Source organism: Acetobacter aceti NBRC 14818 (assembly GCF_000193495.2).
Taxonomy (GTDB): domain Bacteria; phylum Pseudomonadota; class Alphaproteobacteria; order Acetobacterales; family Acetobacteraceae; genus Acetobacter; species Acetobacter aceti.
The window spans coordinates 102,235-125,415 of record NZ_AP023410.1; the positions used below are offsets into that span (position 1 = coordinate 102,235).

At 56.3% G+C, this 23,181-nt stretch carries 24 protein-coding genes and 1 tRNA gene; 16 read left to right on the plus strand and 9 right to left on the minus strand.

The window, feature by feature from the left end:
* Positions 1–27: 27 nt before the first annotated feature.
* Genes EMQ_RS00415 through EMQ_RS00425 form a run of 3 tightly spaced genes read right to left on the minus strand, consistent with a single transcriptional unit; the run spans position 28 to position 3,678 of the window.
* On the minus strand, positions 28–669 hold the full coding sequence (locus EMQ_RS00415; protein ID WP_010666505.1) for an SCO family protein: 642 nt from the start codon (positions 667–669) through the stop codon (positions 28–30).
* On the minus strand, positions 669–3,449 hold the full coding sequence (gene polA / locus EMQ_RS00420; RefSeq protein ID WP_010666504.1) for a DNA polymerase I: 2,781 nt from the start codon (positions 3,447–3,449) through the stop codon (positions 669–671). The genes EMQ_RS00415 and polA overlap by 1 nt, the downstream gene beginning before the upstream one ends.
* Before the next feature lie 13 nt (positions 3,450–3,462).
* The gene (locus EMQ_RS00425; RefSeq protein ID WP_010666503.1) at positions 3,463–3,678 is read right to left on the minus strand and encodes a zinc-finger domain-containing protein; all 216 of its coding nucleotides are present in this window, start codon (positions 3,676–3,678) and stop codon (positions 3,463–3,465) included.
* A 71-nt stretch (positions 3,679–3,749) separates the two neighbouring features.
* Between EMQ_RS00425 and EMQ_RS00430 the strand changes: the two genes are divergently transcribed.
* The 4 genes from EMQ_RS00430 to EMQ_RS00445 all read left to right on the plus strand — a co-directional run bounded on the left by EMQ_RS00430 (position 3,750) and on the right by EMQ_RS00445 (position 6,843).
* Positions 3,750–4,877: an alpha/beta hydrolase gene (locus EMQ_RS00430; RefSeq protein WP_010666502.1), complete on the plus strand. Its 1,128-nt coding sequence runs from the start codon at positions 3,750–3,752 to the stop codon at positions 4,875–4,877.
* Between the two features lie 72 nt (positions 4,878–4,949).
* Positions 4,950–5,026, plus strand: a tRNA-Arg gene (locus EMQ_RS00435).
* Between the two features lie 313 nt (positions 5,027–5,339).
* Complete coding sequence (locus EMQ_RS00440; RefSeq protein ID WP_018307662.1) at positions 5,340–6,068, plus strand: glycosyltransferase family 25 protein; 729 nt, start codon at positions 5,340–5,342, stop codon at positions 6,066–6,068.
* Positions 6,069–6,174: 106 nt separating this feature from the next.
* Positions 6,175–6,843: a glutathione S-transferase family protein gene (locus EMQ_RS00445; RefSeq protein WP_010666216.1), complete on the plus strand. Its 669-nt coding sequence runs from the start codon at positions 6,175–6,177 to the stop codon at positions 6,841–6,843.
* A 76-nt stretch (positions 6,844–6,919) separates the two neighbouring features.
* Here the strand turns inward: EMQ_RS00445 and EMQ_RS00450 are convergent, their stop codons facing one another.
* On the minus strand, positions 6,920–7,840 hold the full coding sequence (locus tag EMQ_RS00450) for a LysR family transcriptional regulator (protein WP_018307661.1): 921 nt from the start codon (positions 7,838–7,840) through the stop codon (positions 6,920–6,922).
* 84 nt (positions 7,841–7,924) lie between these two features.
* On the opposite strand from EMQ_RS00450, the gene EMQ_RS00455 reads away from it, so the two are divergent.
* The 7 genes from EMQ_RS00455 to EMQ_RS00485 all read left to right on the plus strand — a co-directional run bounded on the left by EMQ_RS00455 (position 7,925) and on the right by EMQ_RS00485 (position 14,895).
* Positions 7,925–8,698 (plus strand): SDR family oxidoreductase, encoded by a 774-nt coding sequence (locus EMQ_RS00455; RefSeq protein WP_010666237.1) that lies wholly within the window; start codon positions 7,925–7,927, stop codon positions 8,696–8,698.
* Between the two features lie 114 nt (positions 8,699–8,812).
* Complete coding sequence (locus tag EMQ_RS00460) at positions 8,813–9,997, plus strand: low temperature requirement protein A (protein ID WP_010666236.1); 1,185 nt, start codon at positions 8,813–8,815, stop codon at positions 9,995–9,997.
* A 267-nt stretch (positions 9,998–10,264) separates the two neighbouring features.
* Positions 10,265–10,405: a hypothetical protein gene (locus EMQ_RS00465; RefSeq protein WP_010666235.1), complete on the plus strand. Its 141-nt coding sequence runs from the start codon at positions 10,265–10,267 to the stop codon at positions 10,403–10,405.
* A 72-nt stretch (positions 10,406–10,477) separates the two neighbouring features.
* Entirely contained in the window at positions 10,478–11,392 is a 915-nt protein-coding gene (locus EMQ_RS00470; protein WP_010666234.1) for an NUDIX hydrolase, read from the plus strand.
* 100 nt (positions 11,393–11,492) lie between these two features.
* Positions 11,493–12,473 (plus strand): quinolinate synthase NadA, encoded by a 981-nt coding sequence (gene nadA / locus EMQ_RS00475; protein ID WP_010666233.1) that lies wholly within the window; start codon positions 11,493–11,495, stop codon positions 12,471–12,473.
* A 29-nt stretch (positions 12,474–12,502) separates the two neighbouring features.
* Complete coding sequence (gene nadC / locus EMQ_RS00480) at positions 12,503–13,357, plus strand: carboxylating nicotinate-nucleotide diphosphorylase (RefSeq protein WP_010666232.1); 855 nt, start codon at positions 12,503–12,505, stop codon at positions 13,355–13,357.
* A gap of 437 nt (positions 13,358–13,794) precedes the next feature.
* Positions 13,795–14,895, plus strand: coding sequence for a radical SAM protein (locus EMQ_RS00485; protein ID WP_231367890.1), 1,101 nt, complete (start codon positions 13,795–13,797; stop codon positions 14,893–14,895).
* A 56-nt stretch (positions 14,896–14,951) separates the two neighbouring features.
* On the opposite strand, the gene der is transcribed toward EMQ_RS00485, so the two are convergent.
* From der to EMQ_RS00500, 3 genes are read right to left on the minus strand one after another with little or no spacing between them, the layout of a single operon-like run.
* On the minus strand, positions 14,952–16,460 hold the full coding sequence (der, locus tag EMQ_RS00490; RefSeq protein WP_010666229.1) for a ribosome biogenesis GTPase Der: 1,509 nt from the start codon (positions 16,458–16,460) through the stop codon (positions 14,952–14,954).
* Positions 16,461–16,503: 43 nt separating this feature from the next.
* On the minus strand, positions 16,504–17,892 hold the full coding sequence (locus EMQ_RS00495; RefSeq protein ID WP_010666228.1) for a PQQ-binding-like beta-propeller repeat protein: 1,389 nt from the start codon (positions 17,890–17,892) through the stop codon (positions 16,504–16,506).
* A 58-nt stretch (positions 17,893–17,950) separates the two neighbouring features.
* The gene (locus EMQ_RS00500; protein ID WP_010666227.1) at positions 17,951–18,640 is read right to left on the minus strand and encodes a tetratricopeptide repeat protein; all 690 of its coding nucleotides are present in this window, start codon (positions 18,638–18,640) and stop codon (positions 17,951–17,953) included.
* Between the two features lie 234 nt (positions 18,641–18,874).
* Between EMQ_RS00500 and EMQ_RS00505 the strand changes: the two genes are divergently transcribed.
* Positions 18,875–19,210 carry a hypothetical protein gene (locus EMQ_RS00505; RefSeq protein WP_010666226.1) on the plus strand — a complete coding sequence of 112 codons (336 nt, stop codon included), beginning with the start codon at positions 18,875–18,877 and terminating at the stop codon, positions 19,208–19,210.
* Here EMQ_RS00505 and EMQ_RS00510 read toward each other — a convergent pair.
* On the minus strand, positions 19,204–20,253 hold the full coding sequence (locus EMQ_RS00510; RefSeq protein WP_010666225.1) for an enoyl-CoA hydratase/isomerase family protein: 1,050 nt from the start codon (positions 20,251–20,253) through the stop codon (positions 19,204–19,206). The genes EMQ_RS00505 and EMQ_RS00510 overlap by 7 nt on opposite strands.
* Positions 20,254–20,430: 177 nt before the next feature.
* Here EMQ_RS00510 and EMQ_RS00515 point away from each other — a divergent pair, with 177 nt between their 5' ends.
* Positions 20,431–20,883, plus strand: a complete 453-nt coding sequence (locus tag EMQ_RS00515) for a flavin reductase (RefSeq protein ID WP_018307660.1) — start codon at positions 20,431–20,433, stop codon at positions 20,881–20,883.
* 48 nt (positions 20,884–20,931) lie between these two features.
* A complete protein-coding gene (locus tag EMQ_RS17290; protein ID WP_010668953.1) occupies positions 20,932–21,057 on the plus strand; it encodes a hypothetical protein in 126 nt (41 codons plus the stop codon).
* 37 nt (positions 21,058–21,094) lie between these two features.
* Here EMQ_RS17290 and arsC read toward each other — a convergent pair whose 3' ends face one another.
* Positions 21,095–21,454, minus strand: coding sequence for an arsenate reductase (glutaredoxin) (gene arsC / locus EMQ_RS00520; RefSeq protein ID WP_010668952.1), 360 nt, complete (start codon positions 21,452–21,454; stop codon positions 21,095–21,097).
* Positions 21,455–21,645: 191 nt separating this feature from the next.
* Between arsC and EMQ_RS00525 the strand changes: the two genes are divergently transcribed.
* Positions 21,646–21,849, plus strand: coding sequence for a cold-shock protein (locus EMQ_RS00525; protein ID WP_010668951.1), 204 nt, complete (start codon positions 21,646–21,648; stop codon positions 21,847–21,849).
* A gap of 95 nt (positions 21,850–21,944) precedes the next feature.
* Entirely contained in the window at positions 21,945–23,105 is a 1,161-nt protein-coding gene (locus EMQ_RS00530) for an L-dopachrome tautomerase-related protein (RefSeq protein ID WP_018307659.1), read from the plus strand.
* Positions 23,106–23,181: the final 76 nt, after the last annotated feature.

Here is a 23,181-nt window from a genome sequence, read left to right on the forward strand (position 1 = left end):
AGATGATCGAAAACCACGATGCATCCGTCAGTGCTGCTCCAGCAGGGCACGCAGGCGTTTTTCCATTTCATCAGCACTGGCTGCGGTCTCGATTGTCCCCGCGTAACGTCCTTCGGGATTCATGATGACAATGCGCGGAGAGACTTCGTAAGTATATTCCCAGTAAGAATCAGGGTGTTTTACGATCGGAGCATGATACTCCTTGGCGACGGCTTCCAGCGTGGCCGGTGCAGCCGTGCCGGTGATGATCTTCGCATTGAATTTCAGGGCATACTGTCGGAGATTCATCGCAAGATCGCGGTTCGGGTCAAGGCTGATGAACAGTGGCGCGAATAGCTTGCGGCTTGGATCGACGGCCTGAAGGGCAGTGCTCAGGCGCGTGAGCGCCGGTGTGCAGGCATCGTCCGTGCAATGGATCGCCCCGAACATGACGAGCATCCACCGCCCTCGGAAATGCGAGTCAGTCATGGTTCCGTCCGAGGAATCCATCAGACGGAAACTGCCGCCGACCTCATTGCCGTTTGAGGAGACAACCGGCCCCATGGTGTCCGAGGCCTTGTAGGCGGCATATCCGCCGACACATGCCAGAAGGGTGATCGCCAGGGTAATGATCAGACCGCCTCTGCCCCGTTTCTTGTTCGGGCCGGACGGGGGTGTGGAAGTGTTCATCAATGCGCCTCGGCCCAGTTGGCTCCAATGCCGGTCTCGACAACCAGCGGCACGGGCAGATCCGCCGCGCCTTCCATCATTTTCTTTACCAGAACTGCGGTCTCGTCCGCCGCATCCTTTTCCACTTCGAACAGCAGTTCGTCATGCACCTGAAGGAGCATGGTGGCAGGCAGACCGGCTTCCCCCAGAGCATGCGGCAGCCGCACCATGGCGCGCTTGATGATATCCGCCGCACCGCCCTGCAACGGCGCGTTGATCGCCTGACGCTCAGCGTAGGAACGCTGTGCGCCGTTCTTCGCCGTAATGCCGGGCACGTAGCAGCGACGTCCAAGTGGCGTTACGACATAACCATGCGCCTTCGCTTCGATCTTCCGTTCGTCCATGTAATCCCGGATGCCGGGATAGCGGGCGAAATAGGCATCAATATAGGCGCGGGCCTCACCCATGGAGATACCGAGCTGCTTGCTCAGACCGAAAGCAGAAATGCCGTAGATGATGCCAAAGTTGATGGCCTTGGCGCGCCGACGGGTCAGCGGGTCCATGCCCTCAAGCGGCACACCGAACACCTCGGCGGCGGTGCGGGCGTGAATATCCTGACCCAGAGCGAACGCTTCCCGCAATGTAGGCACATCCGCGACGCTGGCCAATAGACGTAGTTCGATCTGGGAATAGTCGGCGGACAGCAGAACCTTGCCTTCAGGTGCGATGAAGCTCTTGCGGATCTGCGCACCTTCCTCGGTGCGAACGGGGATGTTCTGAAGGTTCGGATCGTTGGAGGACAGGCGGCCCGTCGTGGTGATGGCCATCTGGAAGGTGGTGTGGACCCGGTTTGTGGCAGGGTCCATCTGCTTGAGCAGGGCGTCTGTGTAGGTGCTTTTCAGCTTGGAAAGCTGACGCCAGGCGAGGATCTTTTCAGGAAGCTCCTGTCCTTGGTCAGCCAGATCCTGAAGGACGGAGGAATCCGTGCTCCACGCGCCGGTCTTGCCACGCTTGCCGCCGGGAAGTCCCATTTCATCGAACAGGATTTCACCAAGCTGCTTGGGCGAGCCGACATTGAACGACCGCCCGGCAACCGCGTGAATCTCTTTTTCGATGGTGGCCATGCGGCCTTCGAAATTCTCCGAAAGTCGGCGCAGTTCGTGAGCATCCACCTTGATGCCGGTCTGCTCCATGTCGCTCAGCACAGTGATCAGCGGACGCTCATAACTCTCATACAGGGCCAGCGCCTTGTTGGTGCGTAACTGTGGATGCAGCTTCAGCCACAGACGGAGCGTTACATCGGCATCTTCGGCAGCGTAGGCTGTCGCCTTGTCCACCGGCACCTGCTGGAAGGGGATCCGGTTGCGGCCCGTTCCCGTGACCTGATCGTAAGTGATCGGCACATGACCCAGATGTAGCCTGGAGAGTTCGTCCATGCCCTGACCGTGCAGACCGGCTGACTGGGCGTAGGAGATCAGCATCGTGTCGTCGATTGGTGCGATCGGCGCCGCGTTCGCACCACGAAATACCAGAATGTCGAACTTGGCGTTCTGGAAAATCTTGAGCACAGATGAGTCCGTAAACAGCGGCTCAAGCGCAGCCACGGCTTCCGATACGGAAATCTGATGCCCGGCGGGCGCTTCCAGTGTGCCTTCATGCAACAGCGGAACGTAACAGGCCCGGCCCGGCGCAGTCGCCAGCGAGAGGCCGACCATCCGCGCCTTCAGAGGATCAAGGCCATCTGTTTCCGTGTCTACCGCGCAGACACCGGCAGTGCGGGCTTCGGCAACCCATTTCTGAAGGGTGACAAGATCCGTGACAGTTTCATAACCGCTGTAGGGAACCTGCTCGGGAGGAGGCGTTGCAGTTGAGTGGGAGCCACCGTTGGCGAAACGCATCGCTGCAGCGGACGCCGCCTGCGCCAGAGGCTTGCCGTCTCCCAGCCCGAAGCGATGACGGATCGAACGGAAACCCATCCGGTCGAGCCAGTCGCCCAGCGTTTCCTCGTTTGGCTCCTGTACGGCCAGATCGGAGACGGGAACGGGCAGAGGGACGTCGTTTTTCAGTGTCACCAGTTTCAGCGACACACGGGCCGCTTCGGCATGTTCGATCAGGGAATCCCGGCGTTTGGATTTCTTCATGTCCGGCGCGGCGGCCAGCACGGCTTCCAGATCACCGAACTCGTTGACCAGAGCGGACGCGGTTTTCGGACCGATGCCCGGCACGCCTGGCACGTTGTCCGTTGGATCGCCCATCAGCGCCTGCACGTCGATGACCCTGTCCGGTCCGACGCCGAACTTCACTTCGACTTCGTCAGCCCTGATCGGTTTCTGCTTGATCGGGTCCATCATCTCGACCTGAGGGCCGATGAGCTGCATCAGATCCTTGTCGGAGGAGACAATGGTGCAGTGACCGCCGGTCTGTTCGATGAAACGGGCATAGCTGGCGATCAGGTCGTCGGCTTCATATCCCTCAAGCTCGATTCCGGGCACACCAAAGGCTGCGGTCGCTTCGCGGATCAGTCCGAACTGCGGGATCAGATCCTCGGGCACGTCCGGTCGATGCGCCTTGTATTGCGCATAGATCTCGTTGCGGAACGTCACCCGTCCGGCATCGAAAATGACGGCCAGATGTGTCCCGACATGCTCCCGCATCAGGCGGGTCAGCATGTTGCAGAAACCATACACAGCGTTGACCGGTATGCCTTCCGGGTTGCTCATGGGAGGAAGGGCGTGAAACGCCCGGAAGATGAAACCACTGCCATCCACAAGAATCAGGTGGGGCATGCCCGCTTTGTTCATAGAGTAAAAAACCTCAGTGCGCGCTGTCCGGCGTGGCGTTCGGGTCCAGCACGAAAAGGCGGGAGCAATAGGGGCAGAATGTCTGGTCACCGCCAATTTTCAGCCAGACTTTGGGGTGTCCGAGCGCGCCCAGTCCGCCATCGCAGGAAATCTTGCGGTTCTGCACGATCACTGTTTCGACATGGCCGAGCCGGGGCCGTGGGGTCGGGTTGGTAGGCTGAATAAGCATAAACATGATCCTGTGAGATGGTCGGAAGACCGGCTTCAGGGAGACACACCGGTTGGCCTGTCGGGTGCGCGATGATACGCATGAACGCCGTGAGTTCAAACCACCCGCACGCTCTTTTGTCTGGCTTTCATCATATCATGCGATTTTCGAGGCGACTGACGACCTTAATCCTGATCACGCTGGCGCTGGCAGGATGCGCTCAGGAGCCGCATATCAAGGCGTCACCCCGCTACGCGAAATACGCCCGGCTTGTGCCGCCTGACCGTGTGATGACGCTATCTGATCACGCCCATATTCCTCTTCGTATCTGGCCAGCACAGGGGGCAGAGAAAGGCGTGATTCTGGCGCTGCATGGTTTCAATGACAGCCGCGACGCCTGGGAGACGACAGCACCAGCATTCGCTCAGGCAGGTTTCAGCGTCTGGGCACCGGATTTGCGAGGTTTCGGCGCTGCTCCAGATCGTGGCGGCTGGGTCGGTTCAGGCCGGCTGGCCGACGATGTGCGGGAGGAATTGACGCTGCTTGCGGCCGAGCATCCGGGAAAACCTGTATGGTTGATGGGCGAGAGCATGGGTGGTGCTGTTGCGATGATTGTGGCCAGCCATCCCGCTGCTCTTCCTCTTTCTGGTGTGATTCTGCTGGCGCCAGCGGTCTGGAATACAGGACTAGTCGGCCGTGCGTCCGCCCATTTGCTGGCTGCTATTGCGCCGGACGGGAGCGTTTCGGGGCGGGAACTGCCGGTTCATGTGGTCGCGAGTGATAACATCGAGGCGCTGCGACGGCTCTATTTCGATCCTCTGACGCTTCACGTCACCAAATTTGTCGCGTTGCAAGGGCTCGTTGATCTGATGACGCAGGCGGCTCACGCGGCCAAACGGCAGAAGCTTCCGACGCTGGTTGTGTATGGAGACCGCGATCAACTCGTCCCGGCCCAGGCTATGGCGAAGGCATGGAGACGTTTTCCATCTTCTGTAAGACGAGACCTGATTCCGGGCGGCCATCATCTGCTGCTACGGGAGAGGGCAGGGAGGCGTGTTGTGGCGGATATCCTGTCCTGGCTGGAGCAGCCTGATGTTCTGCTCCCGTCCGGAGGTGATATTTCTGCCGGAGTATGGGCTGCTGAACAGGGCGGCGGGCAGGACGTGAATGGGCCATTCGGTCTGCTGCCGTCCCAGATAGACAGGCTTTCTCTCCCCTGAAGAAGAGGGTTTTTGCTGGCGCGTTTATCCTCTTGGCAAACACGGCCTGTCTGCTGTAGTAAGGCGCGCAGTGGACCCGTAGCTCAGCTGGATAGAGCGTTGCCCTCCGAAGGCAAAGGTCGAAGGTTCGAATCCTTTCGGGTCCGCCAGTAAATCATGAAGCAGTATAATTTCCCCAAAATTGTGAAATTAGATATGCTCGTGTCTGTCATTGACCGATGCTTATGAGTGCGTTTCAGGATGCATTCGTCGCCAGATTACGGGTATGACAGACTTATGTTTCGATAAGATCGTTAATGTCATCATGCTGGTGCAGGTGTGGGGAATGCCGCGTCGCATATTGCAATGAATAGCGACGATCATTGTTTTTCTTGTGATGCTTCTTTTGTATTTGAGAGTCTTACTTTAAGCGTTCTTTTATTTTTTTTCTGTAGGAGGGGATTGTGGTAAATTGAGGTAAAAATGAAGTATATTTATATTAATAGAGATAAAGATGCGGACCGTCGTTCTACTTTTCTGGAAAATAATTCGCATATTTCTGACCTGCGGCGTTTCTGCGCGATAGAAGGCACCAGCCTGGATATTGATGAGTTGCGTGCGGCCGGGATGATTGAAGGCAATCCTGAATATAATATGGCGTCTTATGGAAATGCTCTCTCTCATATGCTGCTTTGGTCTGCCGTGCAGGAACACGGCGAGGCAACCTGCATATTTGAAGATGATGCGATAACCTGCAAAAATTTCGTTGAAATGTCAGAAAAAACGATAGCTTCACTGCCAGAAAACTGGGATATTATTCTGTGGGGCAATAACCACGATACAACGCTTGTTATTGATATGCTTTCAGGTGTTACGCCTTGTATCATTAGCTACTATGAGTTTTTTACTCAAAAGAATACTGATAAATTTCGTGAAATGAATGTCGAATGTCTATCTTTTCGTCTTATGCAGACATTTGGAATTTGCGGTTATTCAGTTTCTCCCAAAGGGGCGAGTGCGTTGCTGCAAGCCTGTAATCCTATCAAGGAATGTGAATATTTTCATATGGGAATAAATAGAAATGTCCCTAATGGCGGAATAGATCATATTATGTCATATAATTATAAGAATATGAATTCTTATGCATCTTTTCCTCCTTTGTGTTTAACTAAAAATGATAAAGAAATATCAACTATAACGAACCGCGCTTGAGACTGCTTTTTCGTCATCCTATTTGAAAACCATGTGCAATTCTGACTGACGGTCTTCACCAATCGATGCTATACCAAGTGACGCATTGATAGCAGGGATTGTTCTTATGAGCGAAGGCCGTCTTGTCATAGGCACCAAGCGTTATTCTTCATGGTCTCTGAGAGGATGGCTACCTGTCAGACTGGCAGGTCTCGATGTGTCGGAAGAGGTCATACCGCTGCGTCAATCGGACAGTAGTGCCCGGATAACGCAGGTTTCCCCCAATGGTAAGGTGCCATGTCTGGAACATCAGAGTGTGAAGGTATGGGACAGTCTGGCAATTGCCGAATACTGTGCCGAACTTGAACCAACGCTTTGGCCGGAAAATCGAGAAGCGCGGGCGATGGCGCGATCGATTTCTGCTGAAATGCACTCAGGATTTCAGGGCGTGCGTTCTGCAATGCCGATGAATCTGGGAAGAATTCAGCGTCCTCTTAAGGAGCCTCTCTCTGAAGCTGTCATAAAGGACATTGCCCGTATTGATTCAATCTGGACAGAAGCACGGCGTCGTTTCGGTGCCGGTGGAGACTATCTTTTTGGTCACGATTTCACCAATGCAGATGTTGCCTTTGCACCAATTGTTGCTCGTTTTCTCAGTTATGATGTTGATGTTTCTGGCGTGTCGCGAGCTTATATTGAAGCTGTTCGCAAGCATCCGTCGGTGGCGCAGTGGTATGAAGAAGCTGAGCGTGAACCCAGTGAATGGCTGGTCGATGCTTTCGAAGCCATAGAATAAGCAGGGAAAGAGCCGGGTCTTTCTGGAAAATAATTGTATATAAAAGAATGAACGAAATTTATGACCAATACTGTGACTAAAGTTGATTTTTAAGCAACCCGGTGATCCAGTCCACAAAGACTCGCAGTCTTGAAGACCTGTGACGTCTTTCCGGATATAAAAGAGTTAGAGGTAAAGGGGATGCCCGCCAGTCAGGCATGACTTCGACCAGCTCTCCGTTGATGAGGTTTGTTTTGACATCATAAGCCGGGATCTGAATAAGGCCGGACCCGGCCACACAGCAGGCTATCAATGCTTCGGCGCTGTTGACCGTCACACGTCCCTGCACGGGGCAGGTCTTCGATTCACCTTGCTGAACCCATTCCCACTCTTCAATTCGTCCGGTCGCGGGAGAAGCATAGCGAATGACCTGATGAACAGGGATATCTTCAGGAGTGTGGGGAACACCGTGCGTCTGGAGGTAAAGCGGGCTTGCGACATTGATCACTTGCAGATCAGCGATATGCCGTGAAATCAGACTTGAGTCCGCCAGCGCGCCGACCCGCAATGCACAATCTACCCCGTCTTCTGTCAGATTGACGGACCGATCTGTCACTCCCAGCTGGATGTCAATCTCCGGATACGCTGCAAGAAACGCGGGAAGCGCCGGAGCAACAATCAGTCGCCCAATACGCCCTGGCATCTCGACCCGCAGAATACCACGTGGAGAGCCACGTTTCTGCTGAAACAGACTTTCCGCATCTTCTATGTCGGCAACCAGTTGCAGAGCCCGTTCATAAAACACCTTTCCATCTGTCGTAGGCGAGACAAGACGGGTCGTGCGGGAGAAAAGCCGTGTCCCTAGCCTCGTTTCAAGTTGCTGGATGGCGGTTGAAACACTGGAGCGGGGCAAATTCAGAGAGCCGGCGGCTCGGGAAAAATTTCCTGTTTCCATCACCCGGATGAACACACGTAACAGATCAATCCTGTCCACCAGCACCTCCTTATTGTTCGCCATTCTTGACCAGTGTTGCCTGAAATCAAGTGATTTTTCGTGAAAGCTCGAACGTTAATGTGAGGGAAGTTGATAAGGAGACATTTCATGGCCGATCATAGTCTTAAGGGTAAAACCGCGCTGATTACCGGCGGAGCCAAGAATCTCGGTGCGCTGATTGCACGTGACCTTGCCGCAAACGGGGTCGGAGCCATCGCCATTCATCATCACGGCGCGGAATCTGCTGGTGACGCGGAGAAGCTTGTCAGCGAACTGAAAAAGCAGGGTGTCAAAGCCGTGGCATTTCAGGGAGATCTGACAACAGCGGCCGCCAACACCAAGCTGTTCAGAGACACCATTGCCGCTGTTGGTCGTCCCGATATCGCCATCAACACGGTCGGTAAAGTGCTGAAAAAACCCATCCTCGACATTTCCGAGGATGAGTATGACAGCATGTTCGCCATCAACAGCAAGGCAGCGTTCTTCTTCTTGAAGGAAGCTGGCAAGCATGTGAATGACAACGGCAAGATCGTCACCATCGTGACTTCGTTGCTGGGCGCCTATACGCCGTTCTACTCCACCTATGCCGGTTCAAAAGCCGCTGTGGAGCATTTCACACGCGCAGCGTCCAAGGAGTTCGGTGAGCGCGGCATTTCCGTAAACGCCATCGGTCCGGGGCCGATGGACACACCGTTCTTCTACGGACAGGAAGGTGCTGATGCCGTGGCCTATCACAAAACGGCGGCGGCCCTGTCACCCTTCAGCAAGACAGGCCTGACGGACATTGAAGACATCGCGCCTTATGTGCGGTTCATGGTTTCGGAAGGCTGGTGGATGACGGGACAGACCATCCTCGTCAATGGCGGCTATACGACCAAATAACTCCGTCACAGTATCAAGGGTTCTGGATGGAGAGTGCCTTACTCCCTCTGGTGCGAACCGGGGGGGGGCGCTACATTCAGGACCCTTTGTCATTCTCTCTATCACGGACGCTTCATGCCGCAGGACACAGCCGGTCACCACCCCTTCCTCCGGACCCGTGACGGCCACCATGCCGCTGTCACAAACGAGGAACTCTTCTTCGATCTGGTCTATGTCTTTGCCATTACGCAGCTCAGCCACGGTCTGCTGCATCACCTGTCACTGTTCGGGGCCTTCCAGACTGCGGTGATCTGGCTCGCCGTCTGGCTGGGCTGGCAATATACCGGCTGGTTCACAAACTGGTTCGACCCGCGCCTGCCTGCTGTCCGGGGCGTGCTGTTCGTCACCATGGTGCTCGCCCTGCTCATGGGGGCGGCCATTCCAGATTCCTTTGCGGAACATGGTCTGCCTTTTGCTCTCTGCTTTGCGATCATGCAGGTGGGGCGCAGTGCTTTCGTGGTAGCGTGGCTGCCGCGTAATCATCCTCTTTCACCGAATTACCGGCGTATTCTGGCCTGGATGCTGGTGTCCGCTGTGTTCTGGCTGACAGGCGGCGTGGCGGCGGACCCGGTGGTCCGCGTGACGTTGTGGTGCATCGCCGCGCTCTGCGAATATGTCTCCCCGATGTTCGGGTTCCCTTTTCCGGGACTGGGACGATCCAACTCGAAAAGCGAGTGGACGATTGAAGGCGCGCACCTCGTCGAGCGTTGCCAGCTTTTCGTCATCGTGGCGCTAGGTGAGGGGATCATGGCGACCGGCCTGTCCATGGCCGAAAACCAGAACTGGACGCCGGTTTATCTCGTCGCCTTCATCACCAGCTTTCTGGGCACAATGGCCATGTGGTGGCTGTATTTCGGCACCTCCGGCGAGGCTGCCCGACACAGAATCACGCAGGCCGATGATCCGGGAAAAATGGGTGCGACCATCCATTATCTCCACGCGGTGCTGATTGCGGGCATTATCGTGACAGCCGTGGGCGCAGACCTTCTGATGGAAAATCCGCTGGAAGAGGGAAGCATGGCTTCCGTTCTGGTCATGACGTCCGGGCCGGTGCTCTACCTGCTGGCCAGCATTTTCTACCGCAAGATTGTCTCAGGCTTTTTTGCTCTGTCCCACATCATCGGGATTGCTGTCCTGCTGGTGCTGATCCCTTTAGGTCTGCATTTTTCCCGGCTGACGGACGCACTGCTTGTGACGGGTCTGATGCTGGCTCTTGCATGGGGAGAGCAGCGTAACGAGGCGCAAAGCGTGCTGGACTGACGTACTGCCTGTCGGGTTCAACGGCATGTTTTTTCGTCACGATTTTGTGTTTGAGCGATGGAGATGGCAACCGCTTCGTGGCAATATGGGACAATGCCATCTCCTCCCGCCGTCCCATTGTTGAGTCGTTGTGTTAACGCCCTGACACTCAACCCATCGGCGTTTGCGTGGCTTTTCGCCCCCAAACTGACGTCGCTTGGATTTTATTTTCACTCCGTACCACTCTTACCTCGCTGCTGGCCCGCGCTATCGCGTTCTGGGTGGAGCTTGGCCAGCCGCAACGGGCGTGTGGGACGTGAGCAGGTGACAATGGCTCTGGGCTGCCTGATGATCGTGCGTATGGAACTGCGCTACAGAAATCTGCTGCTGGGTCCCGACTATATCGCTGAACTCAAGGCATGGGGTTGAGGTTGACCGCGAAAGGACACGGACAATCGCAGCGGTTGCGGGCCGTGGCAGGGGGCGGTATCGGCCTATCTCATGAATGAAACAGCGCATTGCAGAACAGAACTGGTGGCCGTGGTGCTTGGGCTGGACACCAGTGCCGCGAAAGAGCCGCAACTGTGCGTCCTCACGACCGGAGAAGGCGATGGCTTTCCTTCCGGTCCCTTGCAGGCTGGGCAGGCCTCCCTGCAACGCAGCCTTCGTCACTGGGTTGAAAACCTGACCGGGTTCCGACTGGGGCATACGGAGCAGCTTTATACATTTGCTGATGCAGAAGATGATTTTGGCAACCGGGCTGTAAGGATTTCCTATATGGCTCTGGTGCGATCCTCTGCGGAAATGGCGTCATGGCAGTCTGTATATGCGTATTTTCCATGGGAAGACCGGCGATCGGATGACGCGCAGGCGTTTCTGATTCCTCTTGTCAGGCATATGAAAAGCTGGGTGTCCGACAATGAAAGGCGGTTGTCGCGCTGTTCGGTTGCGTTCGGTCTGGATGGCCATGAATGGAACGATGAACTTGTGCTTGACCGGTATGAACTGCTCTGGGAAGCCGGTCTTCTTCCTGAGGCCGGGTCGCGGGAAGAAAGTAAAGCAGCGCTATTCGCAGGCTCTCTAGGGCGTGCCATGAAACATGATCATCGCCGTATTCTGGCGACGGCGCTTTCGCGTATCCGCGCCAAAATTCGTTATACGCCTGCTGTTTTCGATTTTCTGCCTGAGTATTTCACCCTTTTGCAGCTTCAGCAGGCGATGGAAACGCTGGCGGGCCGCCGGATGCACAAACAGAATTTCCGCCGTCTGGTGCAGCATCAGTCACTGGTGGAAGAGACCGATCTCTTTGATCCATCGGGGCAGGGGAGGCCGGCGCGGCTCTATCGTTTCTGCGAGGCATCGTCCCAGAACTGCTACCTCGCCGGGGCCAAACTGCCTTTGCCGCCGCTTGTCTGACAGAGGCCTCGCTGAAAAGTGTGGCAATGTTCACTTGAGGTAATAGGTTTCTGTCTCTATATGCTCAATCTGAGCATAACGATGAGGCAGGCCCGATCCGATGACAACGCTCCTCGCGGACTCCCGAGATACGCTTTTCCAGCCCGTTGCTGGCGTGATGACACGGCAGGACTGGGAGCGGCTTTACGCGGGCGATATTGAAGCAATCCTGCGCCTGAAACGTGAGAAAAACGCCGTTATCCTCGCGCATAATTACCAGACCCCTGAAATTTTTCACTGCGTTTCCGATATTCGCGGAGACAGTCTGGCTCTGGCGCGGGAAGCCTGTGATCTGGACGCCGATATCATCGTAATGGCGGGGGTTCACTTCATGGCGGAAACCGCCAAGCTGCTGAACCCTGCCAAAAAAGTGCTGATTCCGGATACGCAGGCGGGATGTTCGCTGGCGGAGGGCATTACGGCGGACAATGTCCGGGCGCTCAAGGCCGCTTATCCCGGTGTCCCGGTCGTGACCTATGTGAACAGCACGGCGGCGGTCAAAGCTGAAACCGATATCTGCTGCACGTCGGGCAACGCGAAGAAAGTCGTCGAAAGTCTGGGTGTGCCGCGTGTCATCATGATCCCGGACGAATTTCTGGCAAAGAATATCGAAGCGGAAACAGGGATCGAGATGATAACCTGGCCTGCGCACTGCGAGGTTCATGAGCGCTTCACGCCAGAGGAAATCCGTCAGTATCGTCGTATCCATCGTGGCGTTGTTGTCATCGCCCACCCCGAATGTCCGCCGGAAGTGGTCGTTGAAGCCGATTTTTCCGGCTCGACAGCGCAGATGATCGACTGGATCGCCCGGGAAAGACCTGAAAAAGTGCTGCTGGTGACGGAGTGTTCCATGAGCGACAATCTTTCGCTGCTCTATCCGGACACGCGGTTTGTGCGTCCCTGCAATCTCTGCCCGCACATGAAACGCATCACTCTTGCCGGGATCAGGAAGTCTCTGGAAACACTCCAGACGGAAGTGACAATCCCTGTGGAGTTTCAGGAGCCTGCGCGGCGGGCTGTCGAACGTATGCTGGCTGTCTGAGTAGTATCGAGAAAAATGAAGGTGATGTTATGAACGCAGCCTATCTTCCTTCGATCATGTGGGAACCGATGGTGCGGGGCGCGCTGCTGGAGGATTTCGGCATTGGCGGCGATGTCACCACGGAAGCGCTCGGACGGTCAGATGTTATCTTACAGGCTGTTTTTAGTGCAAGAAAAGCAGGTGTTATCGCAGGACTTCCCGGTGCGGCGCTGGCGTTTTCTCTGCTCAATCCTTCCGTGACGTTCGATGCCGTGGTCGAGGACGGACAACGGGTGGAAGAGGGCGAGACTGTCGCCAGAGTGAGCGGCCCGGCCCGCGCCATACTCGGAGGGGAGAGGACGGCGCTGAACCTGCTGTGTCATCTTAGCGGCATCGCCTCCACCACACGGAGCATCGTGGATATTGTTCAGGGCACGAAAGCCCGTGTCTGCTGCACGCGAAAGACGCTTCCCGGTTTGCGGTCTTTTCAGAAATACGCTGTGCTGGCAGGCGGTGGTTCCAACCATCGTTACCGGCTTGATGATGCTATTCTCATCAAGGACAACCATATTGCACTCTGCGGCGGCAGTATCACAACGACACTCGACGCAGCCCGTCAGCGTGCAGGGCATCTTATGAAGATCGAGCTCGAGGTCGATACTCTGGAGCAGCTTGAAACGGCGCTTGAGCACGGCGGAGCCGATGCGTTTCTGCTCGATAACATGAGCACGGATCAGTTGCGGACAGCGGTTGCTCTGATCGACGGCCGTGCCGTTGCAGAAGCCTCAGGCGGGATCCGACCGGATACGGCACGGGCCATAGCTGAAACTGGCGTTGATATCCTGTCTCTCGGCTGGCTCACGCAGACGGTAACGGCTCTCGATATCGGACTGGACATCGCGTAGGTCGATTCAGAGACTTCATGACTTTGTGAACTGTGCGCCTGCTGCGTGCTATGGGCGTAAACGCACAAAACTCTGAAGCGCCCGGGCGAAAACCGCCCCGTCTGTTTCCGGCCCCGTTACAATAAAATGAGTGGGCCGACTGTGGTCTGATAGCCGATAATCACCCTGTAAAGAGCGCAAACAGCCTTGCATTTTTATGCATTGATTCTCTCTGCGCTGAGGAAACTTCGGGTTGGAGAAGGCGTTTTATCCTTTAGTGAATGTCCGCAGATCATAACGCTTAGAGGATACGATGAACAAGATGTATGGGCCCTTGCCGGGATTTTGATACTTCAAAATGTAACTAAAGGTTTCTTTTGAAGGTAGTAAATCGACATACCGGTTTGTACTGAACCGATCACATTTGATGATCGACAGGGATAGTTGAAGGAGTGCCGATGTCTTCGCGCTCTCGTCTCGCAGCATTTACGGCCTCCCTCCTGCCAGCTGCCATAGATGTCTCAGTTACGGATTACTGCAACGCTGATTGTGACTTTTGTGGATTTGCAAAGTCGAAGATGAAGGGGAAACCGCGTCATTTCATCGACACCGATGAATTTGTCCGCGCTCTTCCCATCCTTGTCGAACGTGGTATTTCCTTTGTGGACTTTCAGGGCGGCGAGCCATTGCTTCATCCCGAAATCATCCGGATGGTTTCCGCCGTTCGCGACCATGGTATGAAGAGCAATCTGATTACGAACGGCTGGTCACTGCCCACTCATGCCCGGGATCTTGCCGAAGCCGGTCTGAAGGCTCTTTTTATTTCCATCGACAGCCATGACATGGTTCTTCATGAGAAGAACAGAGGTCTGAAGGGAGTTGAGGAGCGCATCAAGGACGGAACTGCCCTGATGAGCTCTTACGGCATCCCGGTCATGGCCTCAGTGACCGTGTCGCGTCTTGTCGATATACGCAGATTGCCTGACACTCTGGGCTCGTTGGGGTTCAGTGGAGTGACCTTTTCCTATCCACGGCGTGAGGCGTTTGAGTCTTCATCTCTTGTTTTCAACGAGAATAGCGAACTGATTGATTTCACTGGCGCGGAACTGATTGCTGTGCTCGATCAGATTCTGAAAATGAAAAAAGAGTTTCCAGTCCTGAATCCAACAGCTTCCGTGCAGGATATCCAGCGCCATATTCGCGGCGAAAAAGAGCATTTCCCCTGTGTAGGAGGTTTCAAATACTTCTACATGGACTGGGAACTGAATGTCTGGCGGTGTGAAGCCTGGAACAAGCCGATGGGTTCTGTCTTTGACTTCGCCAAATTCCCGGATGACAGAACCAGGTGCACTGCCTGCACGATGTCCTGCTACCGTGATTCCAGCACCATGATGTTTGCGCCTCTGGCAGCCTCGGCTGCTCTGGACAAGCTGGCTCATGCTGAACCGGTACAGGCGGTCAAAACCCTGTTTGACCCTCGTGTTATGGAATCAGCAAAATCGGCCATGCAGGAAGCTGGCCTGTTGCTCCGTATGTGCAAGGGTTACGCCAGAAACTGAGGGCTTCTTTCCTGAACAGTGGAAAACTGTTCAGGAAATCTCTAGAGGTTAGATCTTCAGTCCCGCTCGTCCGCATAAGGGTTTTTCGTCCCCCGTAACTGCAGACGGATAGGCACGCCGGTCAGACCAAAGGTCTCACGTAGGCCATTCACCAGATAACGCTTGTAGTCGTCAGGCAATTGTTCGGCGCGGGTGCCGAACACCAGAAAGGTCGGAGGACGACTTTTGACCTGCGTGATGTAACGCAGCTTCAGGCGTCTGCCCTGAACCAGAGGCGGCGCGTGACGCTCCAGCATCATGTCGAACCAGCGGTTCAGTTCGCCTGTCGGGACGCGACTGTTCCAGATCTCGGCAGCGTGGCGGACAGCAGGGAGCAACTTCTGCACGCCCGCACCGGTCTTGCCGGAGAAGGAAACGACTTCGATCCCCTTCATCTGGGCCAGTGAGGTCTGGAGACGATCATAGATCGCCTGACGCGTGGCGGTGCGATCTTCCACCGCATCCCATTTGTTCAGAGCCAGCACGCAGGCCCGGCCTTCACGCTCGATCAGGCGGGCGATCTGGAGATCCTGCTCGTGCAGACCGAGCGTGGCGTCGATGACCAGAACAACGACTTCGGCACGCTTCAGCGCTTCAATGGTCGCGGAAGTGGACATCTTTTCCAGATGCTCTTCAACCCGCGCTTTCTTCCTCAGACCTGCCGTATCGACAATCTGCACTTCACCATGTTCGTCACGAAGGAGAACGGCAATCGAGTCACGCGTCAGACCGGGTTCCGGCCCGGTAATCATGCGTTCCTCGCCGAGAAGGCGGTTCATCAGGGTCGATTTGCCAGCATTTGGCCGCCCGACGAAGGCGATTTTCAGAACTCCCGGTTCTTCGGTCTCGTCTTCAATGAAAACGGCTTCTTCTTCAAACTCTTCCGGAATCTCGTCAGCCTCGCCTGTCAGCGTGGCAAAACTCACCGTTTCTTCAACCGGAGCTTTCGGTTTCTCTTTCTTTTTGACAGGTTTCTCTTCAGCGACAGGCGGCAGTATACCCTGCGGCAGGGCATCAACAATTTCCGTCATCAGATCGGAAATGCCTTCGCCATGTTCAGCGGAAATGCCGATGGGCGTGCCAAGTCCCAGGGAGAAGGCTTCCATTGCGGAAGCCGCACCAGCACGTCCTTCCGCCTTGTTGGCGACCAGCAGGACCTTGCGGTTCTGGCGACGAAGCCACGTAGCGAAATGCTGGTCGGCTGGCGTGATACCGGCCCGGGCATCAATGCAGAACAGGATCAGATCAGCCTGCTGCACCGCCAGCGCAGAAGAGTTCTGCATCCGTCCGAACAGCGAGTCAGGAGCCGCTTCTTCCAGCCCTGCCGTATCGATCAGACGGATCGTACGGCCGCGCATCAGGGCCTCGCCTTCCTTGCGATCGCGTGTGACGCCCGGGAAGTCCGCAACCAGCGCATTCCGTCGTCCGGTCAGACGGTTATACAGGGTGGATTTTCCGACATTCGGGCGTCCGGCGATCACGACGGTCGGCAGACCAGAGGCAGGAAGCGGGGCTTCCGGTCTCATGGGTTGTCTTGGTCCGCGCTTTCCGGACTTTGTGCGTGGGCGATCAGCCATAGGAATTGAGGTCGCCTCGGTTATCGATGATCAACATTTGTCCGTCAGAGAAGATGGGCTCGACCGTGGTCGGCGCGGGAAGAGTGTCGATGGAAAGAATTTTACCTGTGACAGGATCGAGAGAAACGATGCCGTTTGCAGGAAGTGTGCTGACGCAGAGCAGTTTGCCGCCCGCCAGAACCGGTCCCGTCCAGGCGACACCATCTTTTCGTGCGTCAACGCGGGCATACTGGCGCAGCTGGGTGATCCAGCGGACCTGACCGGTAATACGGTCAAGGCAGGCCACCTGTCCATCAAGGGTGATGACATACAGCCAGTCCTGCACGACGAGAAGAGGAGAGGCGCCAGCAATGGCCCGCTCCCAGAGACGTCGCCCGGAACGCATGTCAAAAGCGACCAGCGAGGCTGAGACGCTCATGGCGTAGGCTGTGCCATTCTGAATGACGGGCAGGCTGCGGACGCAGGAAAAGTCGCCTGCGGCCGATATGCTACTGCCAGCGCCCAGCGTGTCACTCCAGACGACTTCGCCACTTTCCTCACGCAGGGCGACGATATCGCCGGAGCCGAAGCCGGCCAGCACAATCCCGTCCACGACAGCGGGAGCGGGAGCGCCGAACATCACTGTCGGCGCCATGCTTGCGGCATAGGTCCAGAGCTGATGCCCGGATGTCGCATCAAGAGCGAAGAGGCGGGCGTCAATCGTGCTGAAGAACACACGGTTCTTTTCGATGGTCGGAGCCGAGCGACCGGGCGTGCCGACGTTGACGCGCCATTTTACCTTGCCCGTTGCCGCTTCAACCGCGACGGTTTCAGCAATGCCGTCCACGATGTAGAGCGTATCGCCATTCACGCCCAGGCCACCGCCCAGATTGCTGGACTTCATCCGGTGAGGCTTGGGGTTGAACGTCCAGAGGTGACGCATCTCCGGCCATGTGAATGCCCTGACGTCGCCTGTCGCATCCAGTGTGAAGATGCGCCCGCCCTGAATGACCGGAGAGGCTTGCAGAATGCTCTGCCCGTTCGATCCAAGGGCAATGAGAGCGAGCGGATCGGGCTCGGACGTGCTCGAACCGATGGACCGGGTCCAGCGACGCTTCAGGCCACCCCATGCATAGTTCGACCCGACATGACTGGGTGTGCGGCCGCTCATCGGCCAGTCTGTCGTTGAGACCGGAGCAGGCAGGGTGATCGGTGTCAGGGCGTCCTTGCTTCTGGTGACGGTCAGACCGCCATGTGAAGGGAGCACAGGAACACGGTGACCGACCACAAGAGGCTTTTTATCGTCTTCAAACAGGTGACAGCCTCCAAGCGGCACAACGGCGGCTCCGGTCAGCAGTTTGAGAAGAAAACCGCGGCGGCTGTCAGAAGGTGGCTGGTGCATGAAAGGCTCTCGGCAGACGGAGTAGAAAGGAAGAAAGAACGATCCTGATCCCCGGGGTTTACCCCTGTTGGTCGAGGGTTTGCAGCATGCCGCCAGCACGCATCCGCACGCCGTTGGGCGCATTGTAATCCTGCTGCAGGCGGGTCAGCCGGTCACGGGCGGATTTCACGTCGCCAGCCCGCAGATTGAGAGTCGCCAGCTGCTCATTGGCGAGAGCCGCAAAGGGTTTGCTTTCATTGGAAAGAAGGGACAGCCGCGAACGGATGGTCGCGATGTCACCGCTATCCACCTGCCACTGGCACCACAAAAGGGTCGCCATATGGCGCAGCGTCGCATCCAGCTTTGTATTCTGCTGAATGTTGTCCCAGATCCTGAGCGCTTCCTGCGTCTTGCCGTGCGTGGCGTAGGAAGACGCTTCACGGAGTTGCGCGAGCGTCGCCAGCCCTGACGGGGAGGCGTTTCCAACATCTGCGAGGGTTGTCAGAGCTTTCTGCTGGGCCGGTGTGAGAGGCAGGCTGGTCCCCGCGACTGAGCTGTCTGCACCCAGATCGTGCAGCGCACTCATGTAGGTGGTGGATTTTGCGAGGGCTTCCTTATGGAGGCTGGAGAGGTGATATTCCCAGCCGCCGATCCCCGCTCCAATGAGAACAAGACCGGCAAGACCAAGCCCCGCGAATCGACGCGCACTTTTGCGGAGGCGTTCCATCCGCATGGCGTCATCCACTTCCCTGAAAATATCGTCAGCCACGGGAACCTACTCTCTCCTTTTGATAAGGCCGTGACGAGCCATGATTCCCCGGAGAAATCGCAGCATATTCCCATCACAACCTCAAGAACTGACCGGACAATAACCGGGAGCCAGCCCCGCGGCAAACCTGTTCCTTGAGCCGGTCATGCAGGCTGAATTCAGGCGGGCAGATTATCGGGTTGGGGAAGGGGGTGCGGTAAGGCTTTATTCACCGGATTGACAGACAATACGACCATGCACAGCACGCGTCTTTTTGTCCTCTGTCTTCTGCCGATGCTCGCGGGATGTTCTGTCCCGCAGATCGGTTCGTTCGCCATGGGGCGGACATGCAGCACGTCCGAACTGATGAAAGGCACGGGCTGGTGCTCGCCTCCTGAAACGCCGCCGCCGCCCCAGCCTTATTGCACACAGGGATGGAGCGGTGTGGACTGCTGGAGCCGACCGGACCTTATGCCCAACGTGGCCCGATCCGTTGCGGAAGGCCCTACAGGTCTCACGGCGGAGCAGAATGCCGTGCGACTGAACAAGTCCTATACGGATGTGCCCCCGTCCAATCAGAACAGCTACTGAACCTTAAAGCAGTGCTCTACAGCGTCCTCCTTCACCTCTGACAGCGTGGCCGGAGACCAGCGCGGTGCATTGTCCTTGTCGATCACTCTGGCTCTGACGCCTTCAGAGAAATCGGGGCGGGAGATCATGTGCAGCACCAGCTGTGTTTCGAGAGCAAAGGCATCGTCGCATGAGGCGTGGGTAGCGTGGAGTTTCTGCTGCATCCTCCATGTGACATGAAGTGAGAACGGGCAGAGACTGCGCAAAGTGGTCAGGTCCGTTTTGGCCCAGTCTTCATCCGACGCTTCCAGTCGCGAGAGCAGCACCGGAAGTCCTTCATGTGGTCCCATATCTTCCACATCATAAACTGTGCTGATCGTCCGGGGGAATGCGTCCGCAAGTGGTGTGAGGTCTGTCGCAGCGTAGCGCTGCAGAATAACGTCCTCTGGTGCTGTGTCGCTGAGTAGCGCGGCTTTCAATGCCTCAAGTTTTTCGGAAGACACAAGGTAATCGGCGAAACCCATGGTGACCGCCTGAGCGCCAGCCATCCGGCCACCTGTCAGCGCCAGTCGCAGTCCGTAGGGACGAGGTGCCTGCGCCAGAAGCCAAGAGCCTCCTGCATCCGGCGTTAGTCCGATCAGATTTTCAGGCATGGCGAGAACCGAGCGTTCCGTGACCACGCGGTAACGGGCATGCGCGCCCAGCCCGATGCCACCGCCCATTGTGATGCCATCCATAAGGGTAATGATTGGTTTGGGGTAATCGGCGATCATCTGCATGGCCTGATAGGGAATGACCATGTTCGTATGAGCGGCTTTCGGACCCTCGTCCTGGATGGTTCGGTAGAGAGACTTGATATCGCCGCCCGCACAGAACGCCTTGCTGGATGAGGAATCTATGAGAATTCTCTGAACTGAGGGATCATCTTGCCATTGGGCAAGAGCCTCCATGATTGCCTCAGCCATGGCGCGATCAATCGCATTGAGGTTTTTGGGCCTGTCGAGTGTAATGTGACCGGCCTGTCCGTGGCGGCTGTACTGGATAGAGCTTATTGTGTCCTGCATACGGTAACCCCTGTTACCAGCGTTTCTGAGACGGTCGCATTTATTCAGAGTTTATATCTGGTTGCGACAATCCATTTAATCGCTAAGGGGTAGGCTGTATGAAGGAGCCACGACTGCACGACTGCGTGAGAGAAGGTAAGAAATTTGAGCGTTGACGGAACTCTCTTTCGGGAAGCTATGGCGCGTCTCGGCGCGGCTGTGACGGTCGTCACTACCGGCACTCTGGCTGAACCGGTCGGGTTTACAGCCTCGGCCGTATGCTCGGTTACGGATGATCCTCCGACCCTGCTCGTCTGCCTCAAACGGGCGAGTCGTGTGCGGGAGGCTTTCCATGAGGGCGGTCCGATGTGCGTCAATGTTCTGGCGTCCGCCCAGCAGCATCTGTCTGATCGATTCGCTAGCGCTCTGGATGCCGTAGAACGATTTACGGTCGGTCACTGGACAACGCTCGAAACCGGTGCGCCGTGCCTTGAAGAAGCCGTTTCCTCGCTCGACTGCCGCATTGAACGGATTGTTGAAGTCGGTACGCACAGTGTGCTGTTTGGTCAGGTGCAGGCCGTCAGAATGGGAAGTCCGGTTCCAGCGCTTGTCTACTTCAACCGCGCCTATCATCATCTGCCACACAGCTGATTTCGTCTCTTTCCCGGAATTCCCCTCTTTTCAAAGAAAGATCATGTCATGGCGACGTGTAGCCCCAAAACTGAAGTGCCTGTTATCACTCTCCGTGCTCTTCTGATTGCTCATGCCTGTCTGGCCGTGTTCATTGCACTCATGGCGTGGCTTGACTGGTCACTGCCCAACTGAGTCTCGGAGGATCTATCGCTGGATCCACGCACATGTTTCAGGCAGTCGGCGGTAGTATTTCCCGCACGATTTCCGCTGGACGACAAACGCGTGCACCGAGAGTGGTCACGACGACAGGCCGGTTCAGCAGGATCGGATGGGCCGAAATCGCGATGAGAATCTGCTCATCCGTTGTTCCCTTTTCCGTCAGCTTGAGTTCCGTTGCTAGAGGCTCCTTGGTTCTGAGCAGGCTGTGGGCTCCTGAGGGCAGAAGACTGGCGAGATCGCGCAGTGTCGCAAGATCGGGTGGCGTCTTCAGATAATCGATGATCGTCAGATCTGTAATTTCGTCCTTGAGAATATCCAGAACCTTGCGGGACGTCCCGCAGCGTGGGTTGTGGTAGAGTGTTGCCTGCATCGGGCTGTTTCCCGCTCGTGGTGAAAGGATGAGGTCTTGGTGCAGAGATCTTTCTGTCAGCCCACAGTGTCAACCGGATCGAAGTGTTTGTGGAGACTGCGGCAAGAATTCTCTTGCCAGTCTCGGATTGTCGGTTTCGTATGGTGCCAGAACGGAGCTGAGGGCTCCGGTTTCCCGAGAGGATAAAGAGTATGGCTACCGGCACTGTGAAATGGTTCAATGTGACCAAGGGTTACGGCTTCATCAAACCCGACGATTCCGACAAGGATGTGTTTGTGCACATCACCGCCGTTCAGACAGCAGGATGGCAGGGTCTTGCGGATGGCGAGCGTCTCAGCTTTGATCTGACGGAAGATCGCGGCAAGACAGCTGCGACAAATCTCCAGAAAATCTGAAGCGTTCCTGAAAGAACGCTCTCTGCTGAACTGAAGAAGGAAATCCCCACAGACCTCCGGCTGGTCCGGAACCGTCCGTGGCGAGATGTATTTTGATGACAATTTTTCGATCATTGAGAGGCGGACTGCTGTCCGAAGCTTCCCGGACGATTGCGGCCTGCGCGTTGTTGGGACTACCGGGTGCGCCCTTGGCGGCGCACGCAGCTGATAGCGTAGAACAAAGCTTTGTTCCGTCAGGTAATGTGCATGTTCTGGCACGGTTTTCTGATGCGCAGCCTTCCGGCATCGCTCATCTTGCCGACGGTCGGTTTGTACTGTCCTTTCCCACCAGCGCGCAGACGCATCCCGGTCCGGTGCTGGCTGTCTGGAAAGGTGGTTCGGAACTTCAGCCATTTCCTGATGCCGCGACCCAGAAAGAAATGAAGTCCCCTCTGGGCATGACCGTAGATGCTCAGGGCAGATTATGGGTGATCGACGAGGGTGTTGTTGCAGGTCAGACGGAGCCTCAGACGCCTGCGATCATTCTGATTGATCCAAGCACGAACAGCATCGTCCGGCGCTTTGCTCTGACGGCTCCGGTTGTGCTGCCGGACAGTCATATCAACGATATTCGTGTCGATCTGACGCATGGCAAAAGCGGAACGGCCTTTATTTCCGATACGTCCCAGACGACGCATCCGGCCCTGATCGTTCTTGATATCGCAAGTGGTCAGGCCAGACGGATTCTGGCGGAAGATAGAAGTGTCAGCGCGGTGGCGGGCCATGTCATGGAAGTGGACGGAAAGCTGTTCCGTTATAATCCGGATCACCCGCAAATGCCGCAGGGTGGGGTGAACGGCATTGGCCTCAGCGCAGATTCTTCCCGGCTGTTCTGGGCGCCTTTTTCTTCCAGACGTCTCTACAGCGCGCCGACAGCCGTGCTGTCTGATCCTGTGATCAGCGAAGCCGGTCTCAGTCAGGCTGTACGTGACGAAGGTGAAGTCGGCGTTGTCGATGGCATTTTCACCGCTCCCGATGGCAGTCTCTATATGGCTGACGAGGAACGGCATGGGGTTATTCGCCGGACGCCTGATGGCACTCTCAGCCTTGTTGCGCATGATCCCCGCCTGATCAGCCCGGATAGCGTGGCCTTGGGTGAGACCGCGAACAGTCTGATCATGACGGTTGGGCAGTGGGCCAGACTGCCTGTTTTCCATGATGGTCATGATATGCAGCAGCGTCCCTATCTGGTCGTGCGCATTGATCTGAAAAACTGATTATCTGTTTTTCAACCGGGGTGTGTTGCCTGACCGCCCCGGGTTTCTGTGGAAATCTTCTCTCCTGATATCTGCT